14 protein-coding genes are annotated in these 17,420 nt (G+C 38.1%); 12 read left to right on the top strand and 2 right to left on the bottom strand.

Annotation, left to right across the window (positions count from 1 at the left end):
• Nucleotides 1-284: 284 nt before the first annotated feature.
• The 5 genes from L655_RS0110310 to L655_RS0110280 all read left to right on the top strand — a co-directional run bounded on the left by L655_RS0110310 (nucleotide 285) and on the right by L655_RS0110280 (nucleotide 6,242).
• Nucleotides 285-1,952, top strand: coding sequence for a methyl-accepting chemotaxis protein (locus L655_RS0110310; protein ID WP_024604987.1), 1,668 nt, complete (start codon nucleotides 285-287; stop codon nucleotides 1,950-1,952).
• A 106-nt stretch (nucleotides 1,953-2,058) separates the two neighbouring features.
• Nucleotides 2,059-2,574, top strand: coding sequence for a MarR family transcriptional regulator (locus L655_RS0110300; protein ID WP_240917520.1), 516 nt, complete (start codon nucleotides 2,059-2,061; stop codon nucleotides 2,572-2,574).
• A gap of 133 nt (nucleotides 2,575-2,707) precedes the next feature.
• Nucleotides 2,708-3,457, top strand: coding sequence for an RIO1 family regulatory kinase/ATPase (locus tag L655_RS0110295; protein ID WP_024604985.1), 750 nt, complete (start codon nucleotides 2,708-2,710; stop codon nucleotides 3,455-3,457).
• Nucleotides 3,458-3,772: 315 nt separating this feature from the next.
• Nucleotides 3,773-5,125 (top strand): magnesium transporter, encoded by a 1,353-nt coding sequence (locus L655_RS0110285; RefSeq protein ID WP_024604984.1) that lies wholly within the window; start codon nucleotides 3,773-3,775, stop codon nucleotides 5,123-5,125.
• A 55-nt stretch (nucleotides 5,126-5,180) separates the two neighbouring features.
• Nucleotides 5,181-6,242 carry a CNNM domain-containing protein gene (locus tag L655_RS0110280; RefSeq protein ID WP_024604983.1) on the top strand — a complete coding sequence of 354 codons (1,062 nt, stop codon included), beginning with the start codon at nucleotides 5,181-5,183 and terminating at the stop codon, nucleotides 6,240-6,242.
• Between the two features lie 32 nt (nucleotides 6,243-6,274).
• On the opposite strand, the gene L655_RS0110275 is transcribed toward L655_RS0110280, so the two are convergent.
• The gene (locus L655_RS0110275) at nucleotides 6,275-6,880 is read right to left on the bottom strand and encodes a TIGR04211 family SH3 domain-containing protein (protein WP_002958928.1); all 606 of its coding nucleotides are present in this window, start codon (nucleotides 6,878-6,880) and stop codon (nucleotides 6,275-6,277) included.
• A gap of 307 nt (nucleotides 6,881-7,187) precedes the next feature.
• Here L655_RS0110275 and L655_RS0110270 point away from each other — a divergent pair, with 307 nt between their 5' ends.
• From L655_RS0110270 to L655_RS0110255, 4 genes are all read left to right on the top strand, one after another.
• The gene (locus tag L655_RS0110270; protein WP_024604982.1) at nucleotides 7,188-8,711 is read left to right on the top strand and encodes a CYTH and CHAD domain-containing protein; all 1,524 of its coding nucleotides are present in this window, start codon (nucleotides 7,188-7,190) and stop codon (nucleotides 8,709-8,711) included.
• Nucleotides 8,712-9,377, top strand: coding sequence for an START domain-containing protein (locus tag L655_RS0110265; protein WP_024604981.1), 666 nt, complete (start codon nucleotides 8,712-8,714; stop codon nucleotides 9,375-9,377).
• Nucleotides 9,378-9,464: 87 nt separating this feature from the next.
• Nucleotides 9,465-10,274, top strand: coding sequence for a phosphate/phosphite/phosphonate ABC transporter substrate-binding protein (locus tag L655_RS0110260; protein ID WP_024604980.1), 810 nt, complete (start codon nucleotides 9,465-9,467; stop codon nucleotides 10,272-10,274).
• A 60-nt stretch (nucleotides 10,275-10,334) separates the two neighbouring features.
• A complete protein-coding gene (locus L655_RS0110255) occupies nucleotides 10,335-12,476 on the top strand; it encodes an ATP-binding protein (RefSeq protein WP_029751742.1) in 2,142 nt (713 codons plus the stop codon).
• Nucleotides 12,477-12,515: 39 nt separating this feature from the next.
• Here L655_RS0110255 and L655_RS0110250 read toward each other — a convergent pair whose 3' ends face one another.
• Complete coding sequence (locus L655_RS0110250; RefSeq protein WP_024604979.1) at nucleotides 12,516-14,033, bottom strand: carboxypeptidase; 1,518 nt, start codon at nucleotides 14,031-14,033, stop codon at nucleotides 12,516-12,518.
• A gap of 366 nt (nucleotides 14,034-14,399) precedes the next feature.
• Here L655_RS0110250 and L655_RS0110245 point away from each other — a divergent pair, with 366 nt between their 5' ends.
• The 3 genes from L655_RS0110245 (at nucleotide 14,400) to L655_RS0110235 (ending at nucleotide 17,412) form a co-directional block, all read left to right on the top strand.
• The gene (locus tag L655_RS0110245) at nucleotides 14,400-15,623 is read left to right on the top strand and encodes a diguanylate cyclase (protein ID WP_024604978.1); all 1,224 of its coding nucleotides are present in this window, start codon (nucleotides 14,400-14,402) and stop codon (nucleotides 15,621-15,623) included.
• A gap of 211 nt (nucleotides 15,624-15,834) precedes the next feature.
• On the top strand, nucleotides 15,835-16,173 hold the full coding sequence (locus tag L655_RS0110240) for a P-II family nitrogen regulator (protein ID WP_004587162.1): 339 nt from the start codon (nucleotides 15,835-15,837) through the stop codon (nucleotides 16,171-16,173).
• A 9-nt stretch (nucleotides 16,174-16,182) separates the two neighbouring features.
• Nucleotides 16,183-17,412, top strand: a complete 1,230-nt coding sequence (locus L655_RS0110235; RefSeq protein ID WP_024604977.1) for an ammonium transporter — start codon at nucleotides 16,183-16,185, stop codon at nucleotides 17,410-17,412.
• Nucleotides 17,413-17,420 lie beyond the last annotated feature (8 nt).

The raw sequence follows: 17,420 nt of genomic DNA, 5'->3' as shown, positions 1-17,420 counted from the left end.
CTCAGTACGCTATCAAATTAATTTTAGATCAATACAGTCGTTAGAATTTTGAATATAACAAATAGGGTGGTAAATAATATATTGATTAATACAAAGGTCGCAGTGTTTTTAGTGTTCAAATACCTCCTTTGTGACTATAATATCAGCACGCAGAGCAAGGTATGAGTATACTCTCACCAAATTTTTTATTTACTACGTTTTAAACCCAATAAAACATAGTAAACAGTCGTAATTTAACTTTGGCAATTGTCGCTATATATGCATTTATACACCTCGGAGAAAAAATGAGTAATTTAAGCTTGAAAAACAAATTGCTGTTACTAGCTATTTTACCGCTAATGCTACTTTTAATCAGCTTAATGCTGAGCTCTTATTATTTAGAGAATAAAAATCAGCAACAAAATTTTGAATCATTTCAAACTAAGCTGATAAGTGACAAGCAAACGTTATTAAGTACCGAAATTGAAATTGCTAGCAAAATTGCTCGCTATCAATTAGCAAATGGCTCTGAGCAAGATGCTAAAAACGCTTTAAGAGACTTAACATTTGGCCAAGGTGGTTACTTTTTTATATACGACACCAATGGCATTAGTGTTTTTCATGCATTACTAGGTGATGCTATTGAAGGACAAAATAAAATAGGGATGACTGACCCTAACGGTAAAAAAATAATTGTGGGCTTATTAGATCAAGCTAGAAAAGGCGGCGGCGCTTTTAACTATCATTTTCAAAAACCAAATACCACAGGCTTAGTTGAAAAGATGGGCTATGCAGCAATGATACCAGGCACAAACTGGATGATTGGTACTGGCGCATATATGGATGATATAGATGCAGAGCTACTTAAATACCAAACAACAATGCAAGAGCACATGAATGATAAGGTAATGACCTTATTATTAATTGCTTTGTTTTGGGTTGTTTTAACAATTATATGTGCGTTAGTTGCCGCAAACACAATGGTAAAACCAATACAGCGCATGGCGCAAAGCCTTGACGATATTGCAAAAGGTGAGGGCGATTTAACTAAGCGTCTAGACATTGATACTAACGATGAAATAGGTCAACTTGGCGAAGCATTTAATATGTTTGTAAGTAAGCTACATGGCATTATTGCTAATGTGGTTGATGTAACACACGATGTAAAAACAGCTTCTGGTGATATAAATACACAAACACGATTAATTGAAGACAAGTTACTTAATCACAATCATGAAACAGATCTTGTTGCGACGGCTATTACTGAAATGTCGGCTACTTCTCATGAGGTGGCTCAAAATACAAACCAAGTGGCAGAGTCAACCCAAGCGGCAACGCAAGAAGTTGCTAAAGCGCAAGAGTGTGTTGATATTTCACTCAGTGAGGTTTCAAACTTAATGGGAGAAATTAACTTAGCTGCTGAACAGGTTGATTCACTCAGTGATCAATCTAAAAAGATTAATAGCGTACTAAGTGTAATTGGTGGAATTGCTGAGCAAACAAATTTACTTGCACTTAATGCTGCAATAGAAGCTGCGCGAGCAGGTGAGCAAGGCAGAGGGTTTGCAGTTGTTGCTGATGAAGTAAGAAGCCTAGCAAGTCGTACTCAAGTTAGCACACTAGAGATTAGCGAAATGTTGAGTGAGCTACATAATTTAGTATCAGATGCAGTTGCTGCAATGCAAGCAAGCCAAAGTAGTTGTAATCGCTCTGTTGAATCCTCTCGTGCTATTTCAGAAAGTTTAGGCGCGGTAACAAGCTCAGTTAGATCAATTAACGACATGAGTACGCAAATCGCGACAGCAGCGCTGGAGCAAAGTAGCGTTACAGAAGAAATAAACCGTAATGTGTTTGCCATTCAAGAAATAGTTAATGAGCTAACTATTTCAAGTAAAACGACCTCTTCGGTCGGTCAGCATTTGGCTGCGCGTGGTGAAAACTTAGGCCAGCTTGTTGGTCAGTTTAAAATTTAACAAAGCTTGAAGCTCTACACTAAAAGCCGCTAATAGCGGCTTTATTTTTGTGGGCGATTTTTTGTAAAAATTATTGAATTTTTTGTATGCGTTAAGGTCTATCAGCATGCAAATATACCTATACAGTGAAATAACCATGCAAAACATGCCATCAATTAAACGTTGTACTCGAGAAGAGTTAGTGCCAGAGCAAGATTTGGGGCGTTTAGTCTCTTTTTTACGTTCGAGATTAGCCATTCATGTTGATGCCAAGTTACTCCCTATGGACCTAACTTCAGCGCAATATATTGTGGTTGTACTACTTGCGAGAGAGTCGGTTAATACGCTTGCAGGACTCTGCGAGTATATGGTTTATGACCGTGGCGCTATGAGCCGCTTACTAAACCGACTTGAAGAAAAAGGACTCATTATTAAAACGCAATGTGAGCTTGATAAGCGCTCAACTATTTTGTGTTTAAGTGAAAAAGGTAAAGCGCTTTGTCCTGAAATTATGCCTGTAGTGAACGAAGTCTATACGCAAGCATTAAATGGTTTTTCAGAGCCAGAAAAAAACCAAATAATCGACTTACTATTCAAAGCTATAAATAATCTTGATTCACTGCCAAACTCCCCCCAAAAGTAGATTATCAATAAAATAGCGATACTGTTTCAATAGAAGGTTAGCGTGCTAATTAGTTGATCTGATTGTGCGCAGAATCTAACTTTGATAATATAGTTGCCTAGGCAATTAAGGTTATCATCTTGTTAGGTTTGTTATGATTGAAAATAATTTGTTAGTACAATTACAGCAGCAATATCCAGAACATACTTTTACGCAACAACACTTAAGTGTTGTCCATAAGGGACGTTTTGCTAACGCGATTGTGTATCGATATAAAGATAATGAATTTGATTTAATTGTTAAAGATTTTAGCCAAAGCCCCTGGTTTATCCGCAAAACATTTGCACGAATGTCGGTAAATCAAGAGTATAAAGGGTTGAGCCGTTTAGCTGAGCTTGATGCAGTTGCTAACCGCTTTTGTAGATTGTCGCCGATAGCGGTTGCTTATAATTATATCGAAGGCACGCCACTGCGCGCTTTAATTCATGAAGACAAAACACTACCTGTTAACTTTTTTAGTGAGCTTGAGCGTCAAGTAGCAAAAATGCATCGCAAAGGCATCGTGCACTTAGACTTGCGTAATATGGGTAATATTTTATGCGGCGCAGACGGTAAACCTTACTTTATTGATTTTCAGTCCACTATTAGCTTTTCTCGTTTTCCACGTTGGTTGCAACGCTTTATGCGAGGATCTGACATGTCAGGCGTATATAAAGCATGGAATAAATTGGGTGAGCAGCCTCTGCCACAAAAAAAGCAAGACTATTTAGAGCGCTTTAATCACGTGCGTAAACGCTGGATTTTTAAAGGTTACCCAATACAGCGAGGCTATGCGTGGGGCGCAGCACTTATTACTCAATTTGTAGATTCTGACTTAGTACGAAATATTACAGATAGACTTTAATTTAAAGCATAAACCGTAATTTAAAAACACCTAATTCATTGTGTGATTTTGCCCATATTAGCCTAGCTAATATGGGATTTTTTTTTATTATAAGTAATCCCTTTAGTTTGCTTACTTGTTGTTTAATCCCTCAAAAATAATTCCTTTTACTGTTTTTTTAATTTTTTAAAATAAATATTAGTACTGCATTTAGTTTGCCCATACAATGCGCAAAAATAGCTTGCGCATGCTTAATAAGTTCACGTTTTTTCTGCAATTTTTTATTGTTCAAGTAGACTATAAATAATGTGCGCTTTTAAATTTTAAGGTTTTAAGATGATTGAGTATCCGGTAGACCAACTTCCACAGCTCATAAATGATTTATTGCAATGCGATACAACAGAACGCAAAAATAAATTATTAGCAGATGCGCAGTTAACGCTTTCAACAGAGCACCTGTCATTACTTTTTGAGGCGATACCAAAAGAACAACGACTTGAAATTTGGCAGTTGCTTGATGAAGACACGCAACACGAAATTTTTGTTAATTTAAGTGAAGATAGTTGTTTGTGGTTGCTACAAACGCTAGAAGACACTGAGGCTTTTAAACTTCTTGATGAAGTTAATGTAGAAGAGCTACTGGAACTTGAAGAAGTTATACCAGAGCGATTTGTTGAGTATGCAAAAAAGCAACTCGATGAAGCGCAAACCAAACAATATGATTTAGCGCAGCAATACCCGCCAGAACAATTAGGTCACTGGTTAGGTTTTGACTTTTTAAAAGTATCCGAGAAGCTAACAGCCGGTGGTGCTAAAAAATTGCTACACAAAGGTTTACCGCAATACAGTGAAGTTATTTATTTAGTAAGCCGCAAGGGTAGTTTAATAGGTGAGGTTGCGGTAAATGATTTAATAAAAGCCAGCGACACCGATAATTTAATGACATTGGCAAATCATGACTTTTCATCGCTCCATGCTGATGATGATTTATATGAAGCGGCAGAAGTGGTGATCCACAGTGAAAAAATGGCACTGCCAGTGGTTAATGCTGATAACAAATTACTTGGGCGATTAACCATTGTCTCTGCTTATGAATTACGACAAGAAATTGCTGATGAAGCAGCCGCTAAAGCCGGTGGTTTACGTGAAGACGAAGACCTGTTCGCAAGTGTGCGAAAAAGTGCTAAAAACCGTGGTATATGGTTAGGCATTAATTTAGCAACTGCCTTTTTAGCGTCGTGGTTTATCGGTTTATTTGGCGCAACGATAGAACAAGTTGTAGCATTAGCTGTATTAATGCCAGTGGTCGCTTCTATGGGGGGAATTGCAGGTAGTCAAACATTAACCGTTATTGTGCGAGGTTTAGCGCTTGGACAGGTTACAGATTCAAACCGTAATGCGTTGCTTAAAAAAGAGCTGCGTGTTGGCGCTGTAAATGGCTTGGTATGGGCGTTTGTAATCGGCCTACTTACCTTTTTATGGTTTAACGACTTAATGCTTAGTATTACGATTACGGTAGCCATATTATTGAATTTAGTGGCCGCGTCACTAGCAGGTGTTGTTATTCCGTCTATTTTAGACAAAATGAAAATTGATCCTGCGTTATCTGGTTCGGTAATTTTAACTACCGTTACCGATATTGTTGGGTTTGTTACCTTTTTAGGTTTAGGCAGTTTATTGCTTTTATAAGCCTTGTACCAATTCGCTTAATTAAGTGAATTGGTATTACTAACAGGAAAATACAATGACCTTTGAAGTCATGATCTGGTGTGCAATTGCTTTGTGTATTTCACAATCGGCAATATTTTCGGGCTTAAACTTAGCGTTTTTTTCACTAAGCAGGCTTCAGCTTGAAATGGAAAGTGCAAAAGGGAACGAGGCGGCCATAAAAGTAATGACCCTTCGAAACGACTCTAACTTTTTATTGTCGACTATTTTGTGGGGCAACGTAGGTATTAACGTACTACTTACACTACTTTCTGATTCGGTATTAATGGGCGCAAGTTCGTTTTTATTCTCAACTATCGCAATTACTATTATTGGTGAAATAACACCGCAGGCTTATTTTTCGCGTAATGCGTTAAAAATGGCAAGCCTACTTTCGCCGTTAATTAAGTTTTATCAGATTCTGTTTTATATAGTTGCTAAGCCAACGGCTTTAATACTCGATGCATGGTTAGGTAAAGAGGGGATTACGTACTTTGCTGAAAGTGAGCTCAGGGGGATTATTCGCAAACACATAGAGGCTGAAGAAGCTGATGTTCAACACGTTGAGGGAATAGGCGCGCTTAACTTTTTTAGCTTAGATGAAATAAGCGTAACGAAAGAGGGTGAGGTAATTGATCCAGACTCTATTATTGCTTTGCCTACTAAGCTTGATTTGCCTATTTTCCCAGACCTTACATTAACAACTGATAATGAATTTTTACGCAAACTACATAAGTCAGGTTATAACTGGGTGATCATTACCAATGAAGACGGTTGGCCTTTATTAGTGGTAGATGCTGACGGCTTTTTAAGATCAGCGTTATTTGAGCCAGATACGTTTGACCCTTATCACTATTGTCACAGACCTATAATTGTTGCTGATGAAGCGATGCGTTTGAGTGAAGTGATTTTAAAAATACGGGCTAATCATTCTTTAGATAAATCGTTTGATGGGGCCATTGATCACGATGTGGTATTAGTGTGGAGCGACGTGAAACGCATTATTACCGGCGCTGATATATTTGGTCGGTTGCTCAAAGGTATGAGTGCACCAAAACTCGAACTGCATGAAAATACAGAGAATAAAAAGCCGCGATAAAGCGGCTTTTTTGTATTTAGTTGGATGGAGCTTTACGCCCAACCTTCGTAGCGCTTACGACGTGACAGCACTATCGTTAATATAATACCTAAAAACAGGCCTAAAAACGCAATAGCACCACCGTAAGTCAGTAGCTGGCGTTTCTCTTTTGAGCTAGCAGCTTCTTTTTGAGTGCGCTCTTGCTCTAGCGTTGTTTTAAGCTTAGTAATTTGAGCAGATAACTGCAGATTTTGATCTGTTAAAGTTTGATTTTGTTCTTGTAGCTGTGGAAGTTCTATTTGAGCTTGGCGTAGCTTTTCTTGCATAGTGCTCATTTCGCTACTTAGTGTTTTGTACTGTTGGTGTAAGCCCGCTGTTTTAGTAATAAACTTAGTTTCTATCCAGCCTTCGCGGTCTTTATCATCTTTAATTTTTATAAAGCCGTTTTCTTCATTTGATAACAAGGTTAACTTTGTTCCAGCATCTACAGAGCCGAGTAGTCGATAATTTTTACTCGCCCCAGAGCGCATAAAAGTGTATAGATTATCGATAATATAAGCGGTGTTTGCATTCGTTGAATTTGCAGGTTGTGCTTCTTGTGCATAACTCATGAATGTGGTGGCTGTTAAAAGTAGCCCTAATAAACAATGTTTTAGCATTTATCTACCTTGTTGATCTAACTGCGTCCGTTATGAACGTGATTTTTATTTCACATAAGTAGTTAGATAGTATGGATTAAATAGATCAATAGCAAGACTGATATTGTAACCCAGTACGGTAACGCAGGAGTAGTTATTGAGTCCACTAGGTTACAAGCCTCACGCTATGATTAAATTGCTCCTAGATAGAACGAATTTTAATCCACAAAGGTCATCAGGCCCTAAAATAAGGTTAAAAAATTTGCATTGTTAAGGCGCTTTGTTTATTTTGAGCACTTATTTATTTTAAAGGTAATCCGCAAACCGAATGGATACTGAGATAGAACTGAAATTTTTGGTATCAGATGCCGTTATTCCACTGATCCCCTCGTTAATTACTCAATTTGCAAAAACGGTGAAGAATAAACCGTCTCGCAGCTTACAAAATGCATACTACGATACGCCAAGCAGAGAGCTTAGAGCGCTTGATATAGGCTTTCGAACGCGTTGTTCTGACAGCGAATGCGAGCAAACTATAAAGCTTGCAGGTGAAGTGGTAGGTGGTTTACACCAACGTCCAGAGTACAATTTACCAATTGAATCAAGCCGCCCTAATTTAATGGCGTTTGATGCTGATATTTGGCCTCATGGCATGCAAATAAGCGCCATCTCAAAAAACCTGTATCCAATATTTAGTACTAACTTTATTCGTCGTACTTGGTTAATTGAAACCGAAAGTGGCGCTAAAATTGAAGTTGTGCTCGATAAAGGTGAAATTGCGGCTTCGGGTAAAATTGAAATTATTAGCGAGCTAGAAATTGAGCTTGTTGAGGGCAGTCGTAATGAGCTGTTTGCATTTGCAGATATACTAGTTAGCCAAAACTGCATACGCTTGGGTTTGTATTCTAAGGCCGCGCGTGGTTATCGACTTGCTGATGAAAAACCTTTAATGCCAAGCAAATCTATTGGTTTTGTACAATTACCAAAGTCGACTACTCAAGAACGTGCTTTAGTTGAAGCCATGAACTTTGGCATTCGCTTTGTACAAAAGCACGAGCAATGCTATTTCGATAAGCCAAGTTTAAAAACACTTAAACGCGTAACTGACGGTATCAGTTTAATCCGCCATACTTTTTGGCTATACGACGATATAGTATCTAAAGAAAGTACAGAGCACTTACGTACCGAACTTAAATGGTTATTAAGTGAATTAGCGTGGGTAGAAAATGCGATTCAATTAAAAACGTACACGTCTAAACGCCATGCTTTTTATAAAAAAATTAATGCGGCGCCAGCACTTGCTCAAGTCATTGGAGACTTAAAAGAGTTACAGCCAAGCATTGACGATATAAATGCACTGTTTCACAGCGCACGTTATAATCGTTTATTACTGTCGTTAACTACCTGGTTAATCGATAAGCAATGGCGTAAAGACTGGGGGCAAGCAGAGCTTCAAGCGGCTGAGCAAAATGTGTCGTCTATTGCCAATTGGCTTTTTAATAAAGACTGGAAAAACCTGCACGAGTTGCTCCCTAAAGAGCAAACCCTCGATGTCGCTTCGTATTTAAACCTGCGAACTCAGCTTGAAAATAGCCTACTAAGCGGTAACTGTTTAGGATCGTTATTTGATAAAGAAGAACGCCTAGAGTTTAGATTGCCTTGGCTTGATATTTCTCATGGTATTTATGAATTAAGTACGCTTGAGTATTTAAAGCAATTATGTGCAGGGCAAGAAGACGAACAGCTTGCTAAAATCCAGTCATGGCTTGAACAAAAGTCTGAATATTTGGTCAGTGCCATGGAGCAAAGTCGCCTTGCTTCACTTGACATAGAACCTTACTGGCAAAAATAAATGATGCGCTTTTGTAATAAAATTCAGTTGCAAAAGTGTTTATTCGTTATTTTTTTATTAGTTAGTTTTAACACTTACGCTGAGCCCATATGGCATTTGTATAAAAACAAAAATGGCGTAAGTGTGTATTATCAAAGCCACAGTGATAATACCTTTGAAGTAAAAGCGCAGATGAGCGTGAAAGGCGTATCCACCAATGAGTTTTTAGAATTACTTAGTGATACCGGTGCCGCACCCCAATGGCTCGAAAATATATCTCAGGTAAAGGTTATTAAGCACATAAGCCCATCAGAAAATTTAGTGTACAGTTATTTTAATTCCCCTTGGCCTGTTAGAGATAGAGATAGCATTACTTATTCTTGTTATTCACAGTTAACTGCAAATAAAAGCCAATTGCTTATTAGTGCTCGCCCTAATAAGCAGCCCAAAAACAATGGCGTTATAAGAATTACTACTTTAAATGCACGCTGGCTACTGAGTGAGGACAAAGGCCGCCTTGATATTGAGTACCAAGTATATGCTTTGCCTGATGGGGCAATACCTACTTGGCTAAGCAATAAGGTCGGATTGAAAAGTACTTACACCACATTTATGAACTTGCATCATATGCTCACAGATAAAAAATACACTCCAAAACTACCTGTAATCAAAGCAGGTCAATGCTAAATATCGAATATATAATAATTTAATGCTGTGTTGAGTAGTCTTTAACTACGCTTAAGCAATAATGACACGCTATTATTTGGAGAATTGATGAAGTATTTAGTGGCTATATTATGTTTGATACACAGCCCATTCTTATTAGCTCAAGAATATACCTTTGGTGTAGTGCCGCAATACGAGCCGCAAAAGCTAAATACTATTTGGCAACCTTTGTTAAAGCAAGTAAGTAAGCAAACGGGAGTAACAATAAAGCTAATTACAGTTGAGTCTATTCCTGTATTTGAAAAAGCCTTTGCTAATGGTGAGTACGACTTTGCATATATGAACCCATGGCATAGTGTTGTAGCATACGAAAAACAGGGATATTTACCACTAATAAAAGATGCAGGGCGAAAGCTGCAAGGTATTTTGCTCGTAAACAAAGACAGTGATATTGATAATTTAAGCCAACTAGAGGGCGCTGAAATAGCATTCCCTGCACCTAACGCATTAGGTGCGTCATTATTAATGAGAGCTGATTTAGCATTGTTATACGGGCTAACAATAAAGCCTGTATATGTCCAAACTCATCCATCGGTATATTTAAATGTAGCACTGCACTCAACAATGGCGGGCGGTGGTGTAATGGGCACATTTAAACAACAACCAGAAAGCTTACAAAATAAACTCAAAATTCTTTATAAAACGCGTGAAATTAGTCGCCACCCAATTGTCGCCCACCCAAGGGTTGATGCTGCAATACAGTTAAAAGTGCAACAAGCTATTTTAGATATAGGGCAAAGCCCAGAGCATAAACATTTGCTTGCAGGTATCCCAATTATTAAATCTAGTATTGCAACTTTAGCTGAGTATCAGCAGTTAACTCAGTGGGGCTTACGCTCTTTTTATGTTGAAAATTAGTGGGTTTCGTAGCCTAAGAGCACAAAGCTTTATTGTGGCTTGCTTATGGCCTGTCTTTTTATGTTTTACGCCTTACCGGAACAAGCGCGTTGGGTAAACGATGGCCTTTCAAAGGCTGCTCAGCGTTCTTTAGCGCAGTTATCGACTTCTATAACGACTCCGTTGTTAACTAGGCAATATGCAGAGCTATATGAAGAAATAGACAGTCAACTTCAAACTCGCCCTAATTGGAAAAGTATTAAAATTGTTGATGTTGATTCAAAAAACCAATTGTATCCGCTTGAGAATTGGGTTGGAGCAAATGAAAACGGCGACATGCTGTTATCTCAACAGGTGGTATTTTTAGACAAACCGCTGGCTAATATTAGCTTGGTTGTTAATTTTACGAATGAAATTAACGAATCTTCAAAACTTCATTACACCTTAATATATATACAATTTATTATTTTAGTTATCGTTTTTATAGGTTTAGCTTGGCTGGTGGATTACAGGGTTACATCGCCTTTGAGGACGCTAAAACTTGGGTTTTCACGTTTAGCCAAAGGCGACTTTGATTGCCATATAGATAAACAACAAAATGAAGTGGGCAGTGTAATAAATGCATTTAATAATATGGTTGATGAGGTTGCGAATAACCATCAAAAATTAAATGCATTACGAATTCAAGCTGAGTCTGCAAGTAAAGCAAAGTCAGATTTTATGGCCAGTATGAGCCACGAATTAAGAACTCCATTAAATGCAATTTTAGGCTTAGCCCAGCTGTATGGATATGATGAGAGTGCTAATAAAGTACAAAAAGAAAACGCGAAAAGCATTTATCAAGCTGGAGAGCATTTACTATTACTCATAGACGATGTGCTTGATTTAACAGCTATTGAGTCGGGTAATATGCAGTTTAGTTTTTCTTATGTGCCTATTAAAAGCATATTAGAAGAGTCAGTAGAGCTTGTCACTGAGCTAATTAAAGGGCAATCAATAACACTGCAAACTCAAGGTTTCGAGTCCTTAGAAGGATTGAGTATTTATATTGATCAGCGCCGCTTTAAACAAGTGATGCTTAACTTGCTTTCAAATGCGATTAAATATAACAAACTAAATGGCAGCATTAATATTAATTGTCGGGTGTTAAGTAATAAACAATGCGAAATAGATGTAATAGATACCGGATGCGGATTTTCTCCAGATGACATTTCTCGCCTATTTAAACCTTTTGACCGCTTAGGCGCTGAAACCAGTAAAGTAAATGGAACCGGTATTGGTTTAGTGATAACTAAGCAGCTGGTAGAGCGTATGCAAGGGTTTTTGAGCGCACAAAGCGAGCAGCACAAAGGTTCTTGTTTTACGCTAAACTTTAACAGTTTTGATCAAACTGACTTGCCAGCACAAGTGCAAGCCCCTCAAATAACACAGCAAAGCTTAAATGCGGTAACGCTTCCTACGCTTGAGGTTTTAGTGGCAGAAGATCAAGTTACAAATCAGCAAGTGTTAAAACAGCAATTAACTATGCTTGGAGTGTGCTCTACTTTTGTAAGTAACGGTGAGCAAGCTTGGGAGGCTATACAAAATAAACGCTTTGATATTTTACTAACCGACATTCAAATGCCCTTACTCGATGGGTTAGGGTTAGCCAAAAAAATACGAGAAAACACTCATTTTGATGAACTGATTATAATTGCAATTACGGCCAACATTACCAAAAACAACATAGATAATTGCTATAGTTGTGGAATGAATGGCTTTTTAACAAAGCCTATTGAGCTTGTTAAATTAAAGTCGTTATTGATGGAGCATTCTCAAACTATGGTCAATACACGTTCAGAAAAATCAGATGGTGAAAATATAGCTTCAGATAGTTTTGATCAATTAGATATTACGCTACTAAAAGCAATGCTTGGTGATGATCCTAGCGTACATTGCATGGTATTTAATGCGTTTTTAAAAACAGCAGGGGAGCAAATTAAATTAGCTAACGCGTATGCTAAGAGTAAAAACTATGTTGATTTAGCTTTTCAGGCTCATGCATTAAAGTCGTCTTCAAAGTCTGTTGGGGCTATTGAGTTGGCAAATATATGCCAGCAGATAGAAACACAGGCAGAAAACGAAACAGTTAAAAATGAATATATACAGCAGCTGGAAGAGCGCTTTAACGCTGTAGTCATACAACTTAAAAGCTATTGTTTACGATATGAAAAACGCACATAAAAAATGGCTCTTAAAGAGCCATTTTTTGTTTTAGGTATTTTAGTATTTAGCCGCTTGCCCTTTTTTGGGTAAAGCGTGCTGTATAAAGTCACGTAAATCGTTATTAGAGCTTTCTAAATCAGCGTGGCGAAGGTACATCATGTGTCCGCTTCTGTAGCCTTTAAAGCTCAAACGGTCTTTCATTTTACCGCTTGGGTCTAATTGCCATAACGTATATTTAGCGTCAAAGTAATTGGTTGCGCCATCAAAGTATCCTGATTGGATCATCACGTTTAAGTAAGGGTTTTGCGCCATTGCTAAACGTAGATTTTCGCCTGTATTATTACCGGTTCTATCCCATGGATGGACATTACCAAATAAGTTATATTTTACATCAGTTTTATAGTTTAACTCTTCACGTAAGTAGTGATTAATTGCAGGAGTGAAAGAGTGTAACCAAGAGGTAAGTTCAGCCCAGTAGTCTGGGGATTCACCTGCGCCTCGTTTATCTATTCCTAAATAACGAGAATCTAAGCGACCCACAGTTTGACCACGTTCACGTAGTAGCTCTTTCCAGAAAAACTGAGTTGGAATATCTAAGTTATTTTGCTCAACAAATTTTTCTGATAAGCCAGCGTAGTGCGCCATTTTTGTAATTATGCGTCGCTTTTCATCAGCATTAATAAAGCCACCCTTAGCAAGCGCTGGGATTAACTCGTTTACAGTAAATTCTTCAACTTCAGGTAATAATTCATCTAGATCTTTAACTTGTAAATCGGCTTTAAGTGCTTTGTGATACCAAGCAGTCGCTGCAAAGTAAGGTAGGCGGTTAGCGGCTTTAATCGGACCGTCGCGCTTGATACCAATATCGGTAGGTGATACGAGAACAACACCGTTTATGTACATCCACTGACTGTTTTGAAGCTCATGAGCTAGGCCAGATACACGTGTTGTACCGTAGCTTTCACCAATTAAAAATTTAGGCGAGCGCCAGCGCTGGGCTCTATTTACAAAAGTATTTAACCACTCAGCAAGGTATTTAATATCGGCATTAACACCAAAAAATAGCTCTTTTTGTTTTGCTTTAGAAGGCAGTTCGCCTTTTTCGTTTTCAAGTACGCGAGAATAGCCAGTATTTACCGGGTTTACGTAAACAATATCGGCAATATCAAGTACAGAATATGGATTGTCTTTTACGCCATAAGGTTGAATTGGATAGCCTTCGTCATCAATTTTTAATACGCGAGGGCCAGTATAAGCAAGGTGCATCCATACAGAAGCCGAACCTGGCCCGCCATTAAATGAAATAAGTAATGGGCGAGTTGTTCTGTCGTCAACTTTGTCACGTGTGTAGTAGGTGTATTGTAGTGTAGCAACCGCGTCGCCTTTATCATCCCATACAGGTTGTGTGCCTGTAGCTACGGTATAACTAAAACGCTGGCCATTAATTTTAGCCTTATGTTGGGTAACTACTTTGCTGTCTACATCAATACGACGTTGGTTATCGGCAAGCGTGCTTGTACTAATTATTAATGCAATAACGGTTATCGGTAAACTGATAATACGACTAAGCTTCATTAGGTGTCCTTATTATTGTTGATACATCATTAAAGATAAAAATGAGTTAAATAACAAAAGTATTGAGACTAGTGGCCGATAATACTGGTTAAGTACGGTATTAATACATTGAAAGACGCGTATTAATCGCTTTTATAGTTATTTTGGATTTACTTTCTTTATTTAGTTAATTGCAAAATTCAGGTATATTGCGGCCTACTTGTATTGATTTTTTATACAGGCTATCACCAAAAAAAATCTAACGGATTACGCTTTCAAGCACAATAAGTGCACTCTACACCGGATGTTTATGACTAATGCTATTGCAGTAATTGCGTGGTATTTGTCGTTTTGTGGTAAAACTAATTAAAGGTAAAGAGAAGCTTTATGCAAAGAGTATTAGTGGTTGAAGACAGTAAAGTAGTGCAGCAGGTACTTCGCCACTTAACTGCACAATACCTTGATGTGGCAATCGATTTTGCTTGGTCTTTAGCTGAATGTGCCACTTACGTAGAAAAATACGACTACACGCTTGCGTTAGTTGATTTAACCTTGCCAGATGCTCCTCACGGTGAAGTCGCAAAATATACTTTATCTAAAAAGATTCCTACGGTTGTTTTAACCTCAAAAATAGATGAGTACAAGCGTCAACAAATGCTTGAATTAGGTGTCGTTGATTATGTTATTAAAGATAATCGCGACTCTTACCATTACGCCGTTAAACTCGTTGCGCAATTGCTAAGAAACCAAGGTTGTAAAGCATTAGTAGCAGATGATTCATTACTGAGCTGCTCGTTAATGAAGCAAATGCTTGAAAAGCAATTGTTTGATGTGACAGATGCCCACGATGGACAACAAGCACTCGAAATATTAAAAGCTAATCCTGATATAAAGCTACTTATGACCGACTACGCTATGCCTTCTATGGATGGCTTTGAACTTGTTAAAGCGGTACGTAACTTTAGAGGCCGAGACGACTTAGCAATTATTGGCTTGTCGGGCGCGGGGAAACATGGCCTGTCAGCGCGATTTATTAAATACGGCGCCAATGACTTTTTAACAAAGCCATTTATGAATGAAGAGTTTCATTGTCGAGTACTTCAAACAATGGAGCAACTGTCTTTAATTTCAGATATTAAAGAAAGCGCGCATAGGGATCATTTAACAGGGCTTCATAATCGACGCTATTTTTATCAATATGCAGAAAAGCTCCTTAAAAGTAAAAACCAGAAAAATACTCTCGCATTGTTAGATATCGATTTTTTCAAAAATATTAACGATACATTAGGCCATGAGGGTGGCGATCAGGCTTTAAAGCAGGTTGGTTCATTAATCCGTACTACGTTTTCAAAGTTTACAGTTGCACGGGTTGGTGGAGAAGAGTTTGCCATAATATTACCTGAGATAGAGCTTGAACGTGGTCGTGAATACTTTGAAGCATTTAGGAAAAAGCTGGCTAGTTACGATTTTTCTATCAGCGATAAATCAATTAAAATTACTACAAGTATAGGCTTGGCAGACTTTCAAGACACTAGCTTAACGCAGGCAATGCGTGTTGCTGATAAAGCATTATACGAAGCTAAAAACCAAGGTAGAAACTGCGTGGTATAGCCCTGTAATATAAAGCTAAGCATGCAATTAATATATTGCACGCACCAATGTAGATAACTTGTTAAATTAACGCACTTAATTGGTGCGTTTTTTTTGTTATTTAGTTTCTATTTTACACTAACTTATTGTTTTAAAGGATATAAAAATAGTGGCACAAAGGTTGGATTGTTTAACCCAACAGGATAACAATAAAGAGTCCGAGGGGGCCGCTATGAAAATGATTAGTGCAATCATAAAACCATTTAAATTAGACGACGTGCGTGAAGCACTCGCTGATTTAGGAATTGAGGGGATGACAGTAGTTGATGTTAAAGGTTTTGGACGTCAACGAGGTCATACTGAGTTATATCGTGGTGCAGAATACCAAGTAGATTTTATTCCTAAGATCAAACTTGAAATTGCAACTCGTACTGAAAATTGTCAACGCGTTGTTGAAGCAATTACTAAAATTGCATCAACAGGTAAAATCGGTGACGGGAAAATTTTCGTGTACGACTTAGATCAAATTGTTCGTATCCGTACTGGCGAACTTGACGAAGAAGCAATTTAAGGGGGTCTCATGGAAAATACAATAATAGAACTAAAGTTTTCACTCGATACCTTCTACTTTTTAATATCAGGTATATTAGTAATGTGGATGGCAGCAGGTTTTGCCATGTTAGAAGCGGGCTTAGTTCGCTCTAAAAACACAGCTGAAATTTTAACTAAAAATGTCGCGCTGTATTCAATTGCATGTACGATGTTTTTATTAGTTGGCTACAACATTATGTATGTAGACAATGCCGAAGGTGGTTTTATTCCTTCAATAGGCGCTTTAATTGGCACACAAGCTGCTGATGCTGATCATTCTTTAGAATCTGACTTTTTCTTCCAAGTAGTATTTGTTGCAACGGCTATGTCGATTGTATCGGGTGCAGTTGCTGAGCGTATGAAGCTATGGGCTTTCCTTGGCTTTGCTGTAGTACTAACTGGTTTTATTTACCCTATTGAAGGTTACTGGACGTGGGGTGGTGGTTTCTTATCTGAAATGGGCTTTGTAGATTTTGCAGGTTCTGCAATTGTACATGGCGCAGGTGCAGCTGCTGCACTGGCGGGTGTATTAATCTTAGGTGCTCGTAAAGGTAAATATGGTAAGAACGGTGAAATATACCCAATTCCAGGTTCAAACTTACCACTTGCTACACTAGGTACATTTATTTTATGGATGGGTTGGTTTGGCTTTAACGGTGGTTCTCAATTACTACTTTCGGATAAAGAAAACGCAACTGCGATAGGTCAAATATTACTTAATACTAATGCAGCTGCTGCAATGGGTGCCATTGCAGCACTGTTTGTATGTAAAGTACTTTGGGGTAAATCAGATTTAACAATGGTCTTAAATGGTGCATTAGCTGGCTTAGTTGTTATAACAGCTGACCCTCTATCACCATCACCATTAATGGCATGTCTACTTGGTCTACTTGGTGGTGCACTTGTTATATTTAGTATCATAGCACTTGATAAAGTTAAGATTGACGATCCAGTGGGTGCTATCTCTGTTCATGGTACGTGTGGCGCATTAGGTATTATGTTAGTACCGCTAACCAATGGTGACGCAAGCTTTGTTAATCAGTTAACGGGTCTAGTATGTATTCTTGCCTTTGTATTTGTAGCATCATTTATTGTTTGGACTGTGCTTAACAAAACAATGGGTATACGAGTAACTGAAGAGGAAGAACTAAACGGTATGGATCAACACGATTGTGGTATTGAAGCCTACCCAGAGTTTGTTTCTGTTCGAAATAGCTAATAGTTTAT

This window comes from Pseudoalteromonas sp. TAE79 (assembly GCF_000498015.1).
Taxonomy (GTDB): domain Bacteria; phylum Pseudomonadota; class Gammaproteobacteria; order Enterobacterales; family Alteromonadaceae; genus Pseudoalteromonas.
Note: the sequence above shows the minus strand (reverse complement) of the source record. Positions and strands in the feature narration are given on the sequence as shown.